Genomic DNA, 13,311 nt, shown 5'->3' on the forward strand with positions numbered 1-13,311 from the left:
CTGACGCACATCAAGACAGGGTTTTTCATGCCATTTTTCCGCTGCTCTCTGGCCGCGACGCTTGTCGCGACCCTGTCCCTTGTTGTGCCCGCGCTGGCTCAAGATGAACAACAGCATAGTACGCTGACCATCGGGGCCGGTGCCGCCATGATCCCAAGCTATGAAGGGTCGGACGACTATCGCGTCCTGCCGATCGCGCAAGCCCGCGGTAAAGTGCATGACTACGCCTTCTGGACGCGCGGCACGTCGCTCTATGTCGATGCGATCCCCGACCCCATCGGACCAAGCGTGAATTTTGAACTGGGGCCGATCGTGAACGTCCGGCTCGACCGGACCAGTCGCAAGCAGATCAAGGATGAGGCGGTGCAGATGCTGGGCAAGCGCGACCTCGCGGTGGAGGTCGGTGCCTTTGTCGGCATTGGCAAGACCGGGGTCATCACCAGCGACTATGACAATATATCGGCGCGGGTTGCCGTGACCAAGGATGTGGCGGGCGCCCATGGCGGTTATGTCATCACGCCGACGGTCGAATATTTCACCCCGCTGTCGATGACCACCTTCGCGGGCCTCAGCCTCTCGGCCGATTATGTCGGCAAGAAATATGGCCGCTATTATTTCGACATCACACCGCAAGAGAGCCTGGCCAGTGGCCTCGACGTCTATGACCGTGCCGGTCGCGGGTCCGGCTTCAAGCGGATGAGCGCCAACCTGACGGCGGGCAAGTCCCTGTCGGGCGATCTTCGCAAGGGTTGGGCGCTCTTCGGCCTGGCCGGCTATTCGCGGATGCTCGGCAAATATGCCGATTCGCCGATCGTGTCGGACGCCGGATCGCGCAACCAGTTTATCGGCGCGCTTGGCATTGGCTACACCTTCTGACAGTCGGTCTTGCGGGGAAAGGGTGACGCGCCCCATATGGCGATATATGGAGGCGGCGACACACCGCATTGGCAGGAGATTGAAGCGTGGCGACCCTGGGATTGAGCGAGGCCGACAAGGCGGCGATTGAGGCGTTCCGCCAGGATGTGGTGGAGCCATCGCGCACCCAGCTCGTGATCGTCGATTTCTGGGCCGAATGGTGCGGCCCGTGCAAGCAACTGACCCCGATCATCGAGAAGGTTTGCGCCGACTATGCGGCCAAGGGCGTCAAGCTGGTCAAGGTCAATGTGGACGACAATGGCTTCATCGCCAGCCAGTTCCGGGTCCAGTCGATCCCGACCGTTTATGCCGTGTTCCAGGGCCAGCCGGTCGCGGATTTGACCCAGGCGCGGACCGAAGGCGCGCTCAAACAATATCTCGACCAATTGCTCTCGCAATTGCCGATCGAATCGGAGGAAAAGTCGCAGGCCCAGGAAATCGCCCCGCTGATCGCCATGGGCGAGGAATTGCTGGCCGAGGGCGACGCCGAGCGCGCGCTGTCGGTATTCACCCAGATCGCGCAAATGGCCCCCGACATGGTCGAGGTGGTCGCAGGACAGGCGCGCGCTTTGGTAATGCTGGGCCAGTTGGACGAGGCCGAAGCGCTGTTGGCAGCCCTGCCCGCCGAGATTGCCCGGCATGGCGCGGTCGATCAGGCGCGCGCAGCGATCGCTCTGGCGCGCGATGTGAAGCCGTTGGCGGACCTGTCGGCGGTGGAAGCGAAGGTCGCGGCAGACCCCGACGATCATGAAGCCCGGTTCGAAATGGCTGGCGGCCTGATGGCCAATGGCGACCGTGACGGGGCGGCCGAGGCGCTGCTGGAGATCGTGCGGCGCGACCGGACCTGGAACGAGGGTGCGGCGCGCGCGCAACTCGTCACCATCTTCGAAGCCGTCGGGTTGGAAGATCCGTGGGTATCCGCGCAGCGTCGCAAGCTGTCGCAGATTCTCTTCGCCTGATGCCCCTCGCGCGCGTCTCGATCTTTCCCTTGTCCGGCGCGTTGCTGCTGCCGGGCATGGATCTGCCGCTGCATATTTTCGAGCCGCGCTACCGGGCGCTGATCCATGACGCGATGGCGCGCGACCGGCGCATCGGCATGATCCAGCCGCGCGAAGGCGGGCCGGTGCCCTCGCTGTTCGACATGGGCTGCCTGGGCCATGTCAGCCATATCGAGGCGATGGAGGATGGGCGGTTCAACATCATCCTGACCGGCCTCGCCCGCTTCCGCTTCGTGCGCGAATTGCCGGTGGCGACGCAATTCCGCCAGATCGAAGCGGACATCGAGCAGGCCCCACAGGAAGACGAAGTGCTGCACGCGGTCGAACGCGCTGCGCTGGAGCAGGAGTCGCGGCGCTTTGCCGATGCGCTGGGCTATGTGGTGGACTGGACAGCGGTGTCGCGGCTGGACGATACGTCGCTGGTCAACGGCATCGCCCAGATCGCCCCGTTCGACCCCGCCGCCAAGCAGACCTTGCTGGAAGCCGATACGCTGTCCGAACGGTCGGAGCGGATCATCCAGTTGATGCAGATCGTCGGCCGCGCCGACCGCGACGGCGGCGCGACGATGCAGTGAGCCAGGCTGCGCCCATAGACCCCTGGCTCCTCGCCAAGCTGGTATGCCCGGTGACGCGCACACCCCTGCGCTGGGACGCGGCGCGCAAGGCGCTGGTGTCCGACGCGGCGGGCTTGGCTTACCCGGTGCGCGACGGCGTCCCGGTGCTGTTGGCGCGGGAAGCCAGCGCTATTTGAACGCGGCGATACATTCCACCTCCAGCGGCGCGCCGAGCGCCAGGCCGTCCGCACCGAAAGCACTGCGCGCCGGCAGGCGCTTGCCCGCGAAATAGGGCGTATAGGCCGCATTGAAGCGGGGCCAGTCGGCCATGTCGTCCAGCATGACCGTGCATTTGACGACATCGCCAAAGTCGAGGCCATTATCCTTGAGGATGCCGCCAATCGCATCCATCGCACCCCTGACCGCCGCATCGAACCCTTCCTTATGCGCGTCCATGCCTTCCGGCACCTGACCGATCTGCCCCGACATATAGAGGATGTCGCCTACCCTAATGGCGGGGGAGAAAGGCAGGCTGGCGGGCATGGGCTGCGGAGCGGGGGCGGGTTGCGCGAACGCAGGCGTCGTAGCCATCAGCAGGGCGGCGGGGATCAGGCGGACCATCAGTCTCTCCACTATATCAGGCGCGAGGCAGGGCGGCGAGCAGCCGTTCGACATCTGTCGCATCGTTGAACACCGAAGGCGAGACGCGCAGATGATGATCGTGCAGCGACACACGCACCCCGGCCCTGGTCAGCGGGTCGGACAGCCGCGCCTTGGCATCGGGCAGCAGCGCGGTCAGCAGCGGCGCGGTGGTGCCGGATGGGGTGACGATCGCATAGCCCTTGGCGCGCAGGCCTTCGCGCAAGGGGGCGATCAGTTGCTGGGCATGGGCCTGGATCGCGGGCACCGACAGGCGGCCGATATAATCGAGCGAATGATCGAGCGCGGCGACGATCGCCTGCGCATAGGTGCCGGTCGCGAAATGGCCTAGCGCGCCCGTGCGGACGGCATAGCTGACTGGCGCGTCGCCCGGCGGGTCGAGCGGATAGGCGTGCGTCTGCGGCGGCGACAGGCCAATGCCCGGCGAGGCATCGGGCGCGGCAAAGCCGTAATAGCCATATTCGGTGCGGGGTAGCTGGTCCCATACGCCACGCCGGGCATAGAGGAAGCCAAGCCCGAAATCCCCCATCAGCCATTTATAGGTGGCGCAGGCGGCGAAATCGACGCCGCTGGCATGGAGATCGACCGGGACAGCCCCCGCCGCATGGATGATGTCGGCATAGACCAGCGCGCCGACCTTGTGCGCCAGGTCGCACACCGCCTTCAGGTCATGCTGGAAGCCATTATAAGTCGATACGAGCGAGAGGCTGACAAGCCGGGTGCCGGGCGTAATGGCGCGGGCCATGTCGTCCAGTTCGATGCGCCCCGCGCGCGCCTGGACCCAGGCGACATCGACGCCCTGCTTGGCCATTTCCAGATACATGGGGAAGGCGGCGTAGAAATGCAGCGTGTCGGTGACCACGCGGCCCTTGCTGCCGGGAAAGCCGAGCGCGCGCAGCACCGCTTGCTCGCCCATGGTGGTGGATTGGACCCAGGTGATTTCGTCCGCGTCGGCGTTCACCAGTCGCGCGAATTTGGCGATGACTCCCGCCCGATCGACCGGCTTGCGGGTAAGCGCGGCGGGATCAAGCGTGCGGCCAGCGACATAGGCATCCATCGCGGCGCGTGCGCCCAGGCTGATTGGGTGCGTCGATGCGCTGTCGAGATAGGCGACCGGCGTGGCGGCGAAACTGTCCTTGTCGGGAAGGGTGGGCGTCGCTGCGCGCGCCGTCCGCGCCGCCAGCGGCAGGGCCACCGCCGCGCTCAGCGCTTCGCGACGGCTAAGGCTCACGCCAGCGCCTTGAGCAGTCCGGCCTTGAACGCCTGCATTTCGGCCGGTGTGCCGAACGAGACGCGAACCCAGTCGTCCATATGCTTACGCGGGCCGCCAATATAGATTTTCTGCGCCGCCAGCGCGGCCGTCACGTCCGCGCCGGAGCGGCCGACATGGATCATCGCGAAGCTCGCCTGCGAGGGTAGGTAGCGCAGCCCTTGGGCGTCGAGCCAGCGATAGAGATTATCGCGCACCGCCTTATTCTCGGCCTTGCGCGTTGGCAAGAGCGTGGGATCGAGCAGGCTTGCCTCCGCCGCGATCACGGCGGGCATGGGCGTGATGTTGGTGCCATAGCGGGCCATGCCGTCGAGCAGATCCTTGCGCCCCGCGATCAGGCCGCAGCGCAAGCCCGCAAGGCCGTAAATCTTGGAAAAGGTCCGCGTCACCAGCACGTCCGCGCCACCGGCCACCAGATCGAGGCAGGTCCGGGCATCGCTGAAATCAATATAGGCTTCGTCGATCAGCAGGATCGCGCCCTTGGGCTTGTTGGCGAGCAGCCAGTCGATGTCGGCGCGCGCCGTGACCAGGCCGGTCGGGTTGTTGGGATTGCACAGATAATAGACGCCCGCATTCGGCGCGGCGGCGAGCAATGTGCGGGGGTCTGCGGCGAAATCGCCCGACAGCGGCACGGCGACCGATCGCGTCACGCTCTGGTTGCCAAGCCCCAGAAATCCCTGGTCGAAGGTCGGCTCGAAATAGGCGATGGGCCGGTCAGTCGAGGAATAGGTCAGCGCGACCGAACGCAGCGGCATGAAGGAGCCGGGATGGACCTGCACCTGTGTCGGCGAGAGGCCGTTCTGCCGCGCGAACAGGCTTTCCAGCTTGGCGGCGAACGCCATGCCATAGCGCCCCGACAAGGGCGGCAGCTTAGCCAGCGCGCCAAGCGCCGCAGCGCCAGGGCCGATGGGATGTTCATTGCTATTGAGGAAGATGCCGTCGGTCAGGCTGGCGACCATGGCGGCGGGATCGTCGGGCAGATCGACCTTGCGCCCGCGCTGGGCGAGGGCGGGCGTGGCCGTCGTGAGGGCGGTGGCACCCATAGCCCCGCGCATCAGCATGCGGCGGGACAGGCTGTCGGACGATCCGGTCATGCAGGCACCCTCCATAGCAAAAGGGCCGGTTCGTTCCCGAACCGGCCCCCTTCGTGACATGATTTAGAATTTGAAGTCGATACGCGCGTAATAATAGCCGCCCGCCGAACCATAGGCACCATGGCCATATACTGCGTTCCAGGCACCCGATCCGCTTTCATAGGGCGACTGGCCTGGCAGCACCGTTACTCCCTCCAGCAGTTTGGGCTTTTCGGGGCGCTTGTCGAACAGGTTGTTCGCGCCGAGCGAGAAGCTCATATTATCGGTGAAGCTATAACTGAGTTCCAGGTCGGTAATGCCCGTTGCCTTCACGATGCCGTCACGCAACTGGGGCTGGCCGTTCATCGCAGCAGCCGACAGAGCGGAGCGGACAAGGATGCTGGTCTTGCCATAGAAGGTCTGGCGCAGATTGGCATTGAACGGGCCGCTGGCGAAGTTGATGCCAGCGACGACCTTATATTCCGGCGATGCGTCCTCGATATAACTTTCCGACTGTGCGTTGAACAAAGCGGTGTTCTTGTTATCGGTGATTTTCGTCTTGTTATAGTTTGCCAGCACCGACAGGTCGAGCTTGCCAAAGTCCAGCGCCACCGGATAGCGGGCGGCGAAGTCGATGCCGTAGGTTTCGGTATCGATCATGTTGGTGAAGCTTGCCACGCCCAGCGTTTGCAGGCCGGTGTCAAGGACTAGCCCGGTCGAGGCGATGGCGGCCAAGATGCTTTCGGCACCTGCGACAGGAAGGCCACCCTGGATGGCAGGCAACGACGCGGTGGCCGAGATGCGATCCTTGATCTTGATATAATAGCCATCGATCGTGATCGCGAGCCGCGGGATCGGCCGCACCACGATACCGGCCGAGAAGTTGGTCGATTTTTCCGGTTTCAATGCATTGAAGCCGAGCAGCAAAGCAGCAGGCGAGCCAGCCGGGAGCTGCAGAACGGCGCTGGTCGGTCCGACATTCACGGTGGAATAGAAGGATTCGGCCAATGTTGGCGCGCGGAAGCCGGTGCTGGCTGTGGCGCGAATAGCGAAGGCATCCGAGAAGTCATAGCGTGTGGTGATCTTGCCGATCTGGGTATCGCCAAAGTCGCTATAATCTTCATAGCGACCGGCAAGATCGAGAGTCCAGCCTTCGATCGGGTTGGCGATCAGGTTGAGGTAGACCGCCTTGGAACTGCGGCTATGGTCACCGGCATCGACATCCTTGTAGCCGGGGAAGGACTGGACGCCTTCCTTATAGGTGGAGGCGAAATCGCCCTGCATGATCTCATAGGTGTCGCGCCGATATTCGCCACCAAAGGCGAAGGTCAGTGGACCCGCCATGCCAACATCGAATTCCTTGCGGATGTCGAGCGTGTTGGTGAGTTGGCTAAGCTTGAACCCGCCATCATAGGCGTCGCTAACCGTGCTTGGGACCACATTCGATCCAGGCAGCAATGACGCCTGGTAGGATTCGATCCACAGCGCGCGATGCGCCGATTCAATCGTCCAGATCTTGTTCTGGTCATAGCCATAGGTCGTGCTGACATCATAGTTCCAGCCGCCGCCAAATTCGCCCTTGGCCCCGACCGTGAAGCTATATTCCTTCTGTTCCACCTTCTGCTGCGGAACCATGCCGAAAGTGCCGGTATCGCCAAAGCAGGTGGAAAGATCGGTCGTGCTGGCACAGATGCGGTTGGGTGGGCGATAGCCCTGTTTGGCATAGCCGACACGCCGCGACACGTCGCCGAAGCTGTAGAGTTCGACGCCGCCGAAATCATAGCCCATATTGTAGAAGAGCAGGTTGAGTTGCGATTTGGCCTGGCCGCCATTGATGCCGTTGAGGTCGAGGTCAGCCCAGGCGGGATCATAATAGCCGCTCGTACCGCCGAACCAGCCGGTCGGCGTCGGGCCTGCCGGGACAGTGTAGGGATTGCCGTTGATGTCAGCCATCGAGACCTGGCCGGTGCCGTTCGACGTATAATTTTGACGCCGATGGAAGGCGGTTACGTTGAAGAAGCCGTCTTCGCCCAATTTGAACCCGACATTGCCCGAAGCAGAGAAGAGTTCGCCTTCACTGTTAAAATATTGGCCGCCGGTGACCTTGAAGCTGCCGCCTTCGCTCTGATCCTTGAGGATCATGTTGATGGCACCGGCAATCGCGTCGGTGCCGTACACGGCGGCCGCGCCGTCCTGCAGCACTTCGATGCGTTCCACCGCGTCTGGCGGGATAAGGTCGATGCTGGGCGCTGCCGAACCCTGGAACGGACCGGCGATCACTTGCAGAATGGCCGAACCGTGGCGGCGCTTGCCATTGACCATGACCAGCGTGTGATTGGGGCTGAGGCCGCGCAGGCGGGCTGACAGCGAGAAGTTCGACATATCAGTGCCCTGCGTCTGGGCAGTGAAGGACGGGACCAACTGGGTCAGCGCCTGGTTAAGGTTCGGCTGGCCGACGCGGCTGAGTGCCTCTTGGCTGAACACCTGGACGGGCGCAGCGCTGTCGGCCGCCTGCATGCCGACGGCGCGGGTGCCGGTGACGATGATGGTGCCGCCGTCCTCGGCCTGTGGTTCCTGCGGTGCTTCCTGCGCCAATGCGCAAGCGGACCAAGACGAAGCGAGAATCAATGAAAGTTTGAGCGCTGACAAGCGTGTCATTCATGCCCCCTGTTATTGCATTGTTGATGACAGGGGGTTTGACGATTGGTTCAGGCAAAGCCTCTATTGCGCCGCACAATTTTTAAGTAAAAATGCAATAATTATCACGGCTTATTTGGGTGGCGACTCATCAATATAATTTTCTTTTACATATTCACGCAATTGCCAATTTTGCACTGATGATGATGCATTTTGCATGTATCTGGCATGGTGGATTTTGCCGCTTGGTTCGTTTTAGCGACCCTTGGTCTTTCGGATCAAGAAGCCATCGCAGCGTCGATCAGCGCCTTGGCTTCCGCCCCTTCCCAATCCATCGCGCCAATGACGCGCACCATTTCCTTGCCCTGCGCGTCATAGAGGACGGTGGTCGGCAGCAGGCCGGTGGCATAGTCGAAGCCGAACTGGTTGTCGGGGTCCGCCCAGCCCTTCAAATGGGGCAGATCATGCTTGGCGAAAAAGGGCTTCACCGCCTTTTCGCCCTGATTATCCTGCGAGATGGTGAGGACGGCCAACCCCTTGGGACCATAGGTGGCGGCGATCCGGTCGAGCGTCGGCATTTCCGCAACGCAGGGCGTACACCAGGTCGCCCACAGATTGACCAGCATTGGCCGCCCGGCAAAATCCTGCAGCGTCGCCTCGCCGCCATCGGGGTTCTGGAAAGCGAAGGTCGGCGCGGCCGTTCCCGCCTTGCTGCGATCGAGCCGATAGTTGAACGCTTCGCTGCCCGTCGCTGCATTCCCGGACGTCGGAACCTCGCCGCTCATGCTCGCATTGGCTTGCCCAGCGGGCGGCGATTGCCTATCGCAAGCCGCCAGACCGGCAGCCAGGAGCAGTATCATTAGCGCGCGCGAAACAGGTTCCAAGGGAGAAGGCTCCAACAGCATGTGGGGTGGCCGGTTTGCGGCCGGCCCCGCGTCGATCATGCGCGAGATAAATGCCTCCATCCCGTTCGACAAGCGTTTGTGGCAACAAGACATCGCCGGGTCCAAGGCGCATGTCGCGATGCTGGCCCAGCAGGGCATCGTCGATGGAGAAGATGCGCAGGCCATTACCGAAGGGCTGAACCGGATCGCGACCGAATATGAAGCCGATGGCGTGCCCGTCGATCTCGACCTCGAAGACATTCATATGGTCACGGAATCGCGTCTGGCGCAACTCATCGGGCCGACTGCCGGACGGCTGCATACCGCACGCAGCCGCAACGATCAGGTCGCCACCGATTTCCGCCTCTGGGTGCGCGATGCGATCGACGAAGTGGCGGCGGGCTTGCTCGGCCTGCAACGCGCGCTGCTGGCGCGGGCGGAGGAGCATGCCGATGCGGTGATGCCGGGCTTCACCCATTTGCAATCGGCGCAGCCGGTGACGCTCGGCCATCATCTGATGGCCTATTATGAAATGGTGCGGCGCGACCGCAGCCGCTTTGCTGATGCGCGGGCGCGCGCCGATGAATGTCCGCTGGGTGCGGCGGCGCTGGCTGGCACCGGCTTCCCTATCGATCGCCAGGCGACGGCGGAGGCTTTGGGCTTCGCCCGGCCGACCGACAATAGCCTCGACAGCGTATCCGACCGCGACTTTGCGCTCGATTATCTGATGGCTGCAACGCAAGCGTCGCTGCACCTGTCGCGGCTGGCGGAGGAATTCATCATCTGGGCAAGCCAGCCCTTCGGCTTCGTGAAACTGCCCGACGCCTATTCGACCGGCAGTTCGATCATGCCGCAGAAGCGCAACCCCGACGCCGCCGAACTGGTGCGCGGCCATGCCGGGCGGATCATGGGCTGCATGACCGCGCTGTGCGTGACGATGAAGGGTCTACCGCTCGCTTATTCCAAGGATATGCAGGATGACAAGCCGCCGGTGTTCGAGGCGCACGACCTGCTCGGCCTGTCGATCGCGGCGATGACCGGCATGATCGAGACGGTGACCTTCCGCACCGACCGGATGCGCGGCCTCGCCGAAAGCGGCTTCGCTACCGCGACGGACCTGGCTGACTGGCTGGTGCGCGAAGGCGGCATTCCCTTCCGCGAGGCGCATCATATCACCGGCCGCGCCGTGGCGGCGGCGGAGGCGGCAGGCGTGCCGCTCGATCAACTGCCGATCGCGACGCTCAAGGATATCGACGCGCGGATCGACGATCGCGTCTATGCGGTGCTGACGGTCGATGCGTCGGTCGCCAGCCGGACGAGCCATGGCGGCACGGCCCCGGTGCAGGTGCGGGCACGGATCGCCCAGGCGAAGAAGGAACTGGACTCATGAAGACGCGCACGCTGGCCGGGCTGGCTATGGCCGCATTGGTGCTGGCGGGCTGCGGCGGTCGGCCTGCGCTCAAGCCGCTCAAGGACCAGAAACTGCCCGCCGTGCCCGTAGGCGCGGCGACGGCACCTACGAGCAGCGAACTCATGGCACCCTCCATTCAGGCGCGGCCCGAACGCAACGTCGAACTACTGACCCAATCGCGCCAGCGCGGCGACGATCCGTTCGACCTGCCGCCTGAGAAGACGCCGCAATAAGCCTGTAAGGACCGGAAATTTGGACCATTTCGATTATGTAGACGGCACCATGCGTGTGGAGCAGGTGCCAATGGCGGTGATCGCCGATGCGGTCGGGACGCCGGTCTATGTCTATTCGACCGCGACGCTGGAACGCCATGTCGGCGTGTTCCGCGAAGGGCTGGCCGCGCTCGACAATCCGCTGATCGCCTTTGCCGTCAAGGCCAACCCCAATGCCGCTGTCCTGGCGACGCTGGCGAAGCTGGGGCTGGGCGCGGACGTGGTATCGGGCGGCGAATTGCTGCGCGCGGTGGCGGCGGGCATAACGGCTGATCGCATTGTCTTTTCAGGCGTCGGCAAGACCGCCGAAGAAATGCAACTGGCGCTGGAGCACGGCATTTTCCAGTTCAATCTGGAGAGCGAACCGGAAGCCGAGATGCTGTCGCAAGTCGCGCTGTCCATGGGCAAGCGCGCGCCGGTCGCCTATCGCATCAACCCGGATGTCGATGCAGGCACCCATGCCAAGATTTCGACCGGCAAATCGGAAAACAAGTTCGGCATCCCCTATGACCGCGCACTGGAGAGCTATGCGGCCGCGCGCGATCTGCCGGGGCTGGATGTGCAGGGCGTCGCCGTCCATATCGGCAGCCAGTTGACTGACCTCGCCCCGCTGGAGGCGGCCTTCACCAAGGTTGGCGCACTCATCACCGCGCTGCGCGAAGCGGGCCATGACATCCGCACCGCTGACCTGGGTGGTGGCCTGGGCGTCCCCTACGACCCGTCGCAGCCATTGCCGCCCAGCCCCGCCGATTATGGCGCGATGGTGTGCCGCGTGACTCAGGGCTGGCCCGTGCGGCTGATGTTCGAGCCTGGCCGTGTGATCGTGGGCAATGCGGGCGCATTGCTATCGCGCGTGGTGCGCGTGAAGCAGGGGGCCAAGGCGCCCTTCGTCATTGTCGACGCGGCGATGAACGACCTGCTGCGCCCCAGCCTCTATGACGCCTGGCATGACATTCGCGCCGTCGCACCATCGGGCAAGCAGGCGGCGGCCAATGTCGTGGGACCAGTGTGCGAGACGGGCGACACCTTCGCCATGGGTCGCGATATGGACGTGGTCGAAGCGGGCGATCTGGTCGCCTTCATGACCGCAGGCGCCTATGGCGCGACCATGGCGGGCACCTATAATAGTCGCCCGCTCACGCCTGAAGTGCTGGTGTCGGGCGACCGCTGGGCCGTGGTCCGCGCGCGCCCGCCGATCGAGACGTTGATCGAGGGCGACTCGATCCCCGACTGGCTGGCCGACTGATGCACAGCCTGCCCGTGTTCTTGCGCCTGACGGGCAGGCCCGTGATCCTGACCGGCGAAGGCGAAGCGGCGGACGCCAAGCGCCGCCTGCTGGAACGGGCAGGCGCGCGGATCGTCGGCGAAGAAGATAGCGATGCGCGGATCGCTATCGTGTCGGACGGCGATGCCGTTACTGCCCAGCGCCTGCGCGCGCGCGGCGTGCTGGTCAATGCGACCGACAATCCCGACCTGTGCGACTTCACGCTGCCCGCGATCGTGGATCGCGATCCCGTACTGATCGCGATCGGGACGGGCGGCGCGTCGGCGGGATTGGCGAAAGCGTTGCGGCAAAGGCTGGAGACGCTGTTGCCTGCAGGCCTTGGCGCTTTGGCGAGCACATTGTCAGCGGCGCGGGGAGCGATCCGCGCGCGTTGGCCCGATGGCGGCGATCGGCGGCGGGCGATCGATGCCGGTCTGGCGGCTGGCGGGATGATCGATCCCTTGCGCGCGGGTGCGGCTGACGCTGTGCCGCGCTGGATCGAAGGGCAGGGCGATGCAGATGCGACGCGGTTGGAGCCGATCCGGCTGGCATCCAACGATCCCGATGATCTGACCTTGCGGGTCGCGCGACTGTTGGGGGAGGCCGACCGGGTCTATCACCAGCCAAGGGTTGCGGCTGCTGTCCTCGACCGGGCGCGGGCCGATGCGGTGCGGATCGCGGTGGACGCGCCACCTGCAGAGCCGGGTGAGGGCCTGTCGCTCTGGCTGACCCTGGGCTGACGCCTAGCCCTGCTGCGCGGTGACCCGTTCGAGTTCGTCATGCAAGGCCTGGATCGACGAGACGAGCCGGGCACGATCGATCTGCAATTCACGCAGCGTTTCGCGGGTTTCACCCAGTTCCACGGCACGGCGCGCAATACGGGCGTCGAGTTCGGCATTGTGGCGGGTCAGCGCCCCCATCTGTTCGGCGCGCTGACATAGATGCCGCAGGCGGGCATCGAATATGTCGAAATCGAACGGTTTGACGACATAGTCGTCCGCGCCCGCGTCCAGCGCTTCGACAGTCGCCTGGCTGTCGAGCCGCCCGGCGATCATGACGAAACAGGCGGCGGCCGCGAGGTTTGCGGCGCGAATTTGCTTCATGGTCGCGACGGCGGGCGGCATCGTCAGCCCCATGTCGATCAGGATGATATCGACCCTATGTGTGACCAGCAGGCTGAGCGCGCTGAATCCGGTGTCCGCGAGGGCGACGTCATAATTAAGGTGCGACAGGCGGCGGGCGATGACAGCGCGCGCGGTCGGATTTTCATCGATCAGCAGCACGCGCAGGCGGCGCTGGGTGCGCGCGCGATCGCCTTCGTCGGGTTGTCGACCCGCATTCCGTTTAAAAAGTGGCATAGCCTGTCCCTTCGG

General features: G+C 64.1%; 14 protein-coding genes. 8 read left to right on the forward strand and 6 right to left on the reverse strand.

What is annotated here, in order from left to right; all coding sequences use genetic code 11:
* Positions 1-27 precede the first annotated feature (27 nt).
* The 4 genes from V2I08_RS00640 to V2I08_RS00655 all read left to right on the forward strand — a co-directional run bounded on the left by V2I08_RS00640 (position 28) and on the right by V2I08_RS00655 (position 2,664).
* A complete protein-coding gene (locus V2I08_RS00640; RefSeq protein WP_349633422.1) occupies positions 28-876 on the forward strand; it encodes a MipA/OmpV family protein in 849 nt (282 codons plus the stop codon).
* An 86-nt stretch (positions 877-962) separates the two neighbouring features.
* The gene (locus tag V2I08_RS00645) at positions 963-1,874 is read left to right on the forward strand and encodes a tetratricopeptide repeat protein (RefSeq protein ID WP_349633423.1); all 912 of its coding nucleotides are present in this window, start codon (positions 963-965) and stop codon (positions 1,872-1,874) included.
* The gene (locus V2I08_RS00650) at positions 1,874-2,488 is read left to right on the forward strand and encodes an LON peptidase substrate-binding domain-containing protein (protein WP_069065984.1); all 615 of its coding nucleotides are present in this window, start codon (positions 1,874-1,876) and stop codon (positions 2,486-2,488) included. The genes V2I08_RS00645 and V2I08_RS00650 overlap by 1 nt, the downstream gene beginning before the upstream one ends.
* The gene (locus V2I08_RS00655; protein WP_349633424.1) at positions 2,485-2,664 is read left to right on the forward strand and encodes a Trm112 family protein; all 180 of its coding nucleotides are present in this window, start codon (positions 2,485-2,487) and stop codon (positions 2,662-2,664) included. Before V2I08_RS00650 ends, V2I08_RS00655 begins: the two co-directional genes overlap by 4 nt.
* Here the strand turns inward: V2I08_RS00655 and V2I08_RS00660 are convergent.
* The 5 genes from V2I08_RS00660 to V2I08_RS00680 all read right to left on the reverse strand — a co-directional run bounded on the left by V2I08_RS00660 (position 2,657) and on the right by V2I08_RS00680 (position 8,967).
* Positions 2,657-3,088, reverse strand: coding sequence for a RidA family protein (locus V2I08_RS00660; RefSeq protein ID WP_349633425.1), 432 nt, complete (start codon positions 3,086-3,088; stop codon positions 2,657-2,659). The two genes, V2I08_RS00655 and V2I08_RS00660, sit on opposite strands and share 8 nt — an antisense overlap.
* Before the next feature lie 16 nt (positions 3,089-3,104).
* On the reverse strand, positions 3,105-4,358 hold the full coding sequence (locus tag V2I08_RS00665; RefSeq protein ID WP_349633426.1) for an aminotransferase class V-fold PLP-dependent enzyme: 1,254 nt from the start codon (positions 4,356-4,358) through the stop codon (positions 3,105-3,107).
* Complete coding sequence (locus V2I08_RS00670) at positions 4,355-5,491, reverse strand: aminotransferase class I/II-fold pyridoxal phosphate-dependent enzyme (protein WP_349633427.1); 1,137 nt, start codon at positions 5,489-5,491, stop codon at positions 4,355-4,357. Before V2I08_RS00670 ends, V2I08_RS00665 begins: the two co-directional genes overlap by 4 nt.
* Before the next feature lie 63 nt (positions 5,492-5,554).
* Positions 5,555-8,128, reverse strand: a complete 2,574-nt coding sequence (locus V2I08_RS00675; protein WP_349633428.1) for a TonB-dependent receptor — start codon at positions 8,126-8,128, stop codon at positions 5,555-5,557.
* A 257-nt stretch (positions 8,129-8,385) separates the two neighbouring features.
* Positions 8,386-8,967, reverse strand: a complete 582-nt coding sequence (locus V2I08_RS00680) for a TlpA disulfide reductase family protein (protein ID WP_349633429.1) — start codon at positions 8,965-8,967, stop codon at positions 8,386-8,388.
* 43 nt (positions 8,968-9,010) lie between these two features.
* On the opposite strand from V2I08_RS00680, the gene argH reads away from it, so the two are divergent.
* The 4 genes from argH to V2I08_RS00700 are packed head-to-tail and all read left to right on the forward strand — an operon-like array spanning position 9,011 to position 12,678.
* Positions 9,011-10,381 (forward strand): argininosuccinate lyase, encoded by a 1,371-nt coding sequence (gene argH, locus V2I08_RS00685; protein WP_349633430.1) that lies wholly within the window; start codon positions 9,011-9,013, stop codon positions 10,379-10,381.
* On the forward strand, positions 10,378-10,635 hold the full coding sequence (locus V2I08_RS00690) for a hypothetical protein (RefSeq protein ID WP_349633431.1): 258 nt from the start codon (positions 10,378-10,380) through the stop codon (positions 10,633-10,635). The genes argH and V2I08_RS00690 overlap by 4 nt, the downstream gene beginning before the upstream one ends.
* A 19-nt stretch (positions 10,636-10,654) precedes the next feature.
* Positions 10,655-11,920: a diaminopimelate decarboxylase gene (gene lysA / locus V2I08_RS00695; RefSeq protein ID WP_349633432.1), complete on the forward strand. Its 1,266-nt coding sequence runs from the start codon at positions 10,655-10,657 to the stop codon at positions 11,918-11,920.
* Positions 11,920-12,678 (forward strand): siroheme synthase, encoded by a 759-nt coding sequence (locus V2I08_RS00700; RefSeq protein ID WP_349633433.1) that lies wholly within the window; start codon positions 11,920-11,922, stop codon positions 12,676-12,678. Before lysA ends, V2I08_RS00700 begins: the two co-directional genes overlap by 1 nt.
* Before the next feature lie 3 nt (positions 12,679-12,681).
* On the opposite strand, the gene V2I08_RS00705 is transcribed toward V2I08_RS00700, so the two are convergent.
* On the reverse strand, positions 12,682-13,296 hold the full coding sequence (locus V2I08_RS00705) for a response regulator (RefSeq protein ID WP_349633434.1): 615 nt from the start codon (positions 13,294-13,296) through the stop codon (positions 12,682-12,684).
* Positions 13,297-13,311 lie beyond the last annotated feature (15 nt).

It is taken from the genome of Sphingobium sp. MK2 (assembly GCF_040170545.1).
GTDB lineage: Bacteria > Pseudomonadota > Alphaproteobacteria > Sphingomonadales > Sphingomonadaceae > Sphingobium.

Coding starts and splice junctions, on each gene's coding strand:
- V2I08_RS00640 (WP_349633422.1), top strand. CDS start 28: ATGCCATTTTTCCGCTGCTCTCTGGCCGCGACGCTTGTCGCGACCCTG.
- V2I08_RS00650 (WP_069065984.1), top strand. CDS start 1,874: ATGCCCCTCGCGCGCGTCTCGATCTTTCCCTTGTCCGGCGCGTTGCTG.
- V2I08_RS00660 (WP_349633425.1), bottom strand. CDS start 3,088: ATGGTCCGCCTGATCCCCGCCGCCCTGCTGATGGCTACGACGCCTGCG.
- V2I08_RS00670 (WP_349633427.1), bottom strand. CDS start 5,491: ATGACCGGATCGTCCGACAGCCTGTCCCGCCGCATGCTGATGCGCGGG.
- V2I08_RS00675 (WP_349633428.1), bottom strand. CDS start 8,128: ATGACACGCTTGTCAGCGCTCAAACTTTCATTGATTCTCGCTTCGTCT.
- V2I08_RS00680 (WP_349633429.1), bottom strand. CDS start 8,967: ATGATACTGCTCCTGGCTGCCGGTCTGGCGGCTTGCGATAGGCAATCG.
- argH (WP_349633430.1), top strand. CDS start 9,011: ATGTGGGGTGGCCGGTTTGCGGCCGGCCCCGCGTCGATCATGCGCGAG.
- V2I08_RS00690 (WP_349633431.1), top strand. CDS start 10,378: ATGAAGACGCGCACGCTGGCCGGGCTGGCTATGGCCGCATTGGTGCTG.
- V2I08_RS00700 (WP_349633433.1), top strand. CDS start 11,920: ATGCACAGCCTGCCCGTGTTCTTGCGCCTGACGGGCAGGCCCGTGATC.
- V2I08_RS00705 (WP_349633434.1), bottom strand. CDS start 13,296: ATGCCACTTTTTAAACGGAATGCGGGTCGACAACCCGACGAAGGCGAT.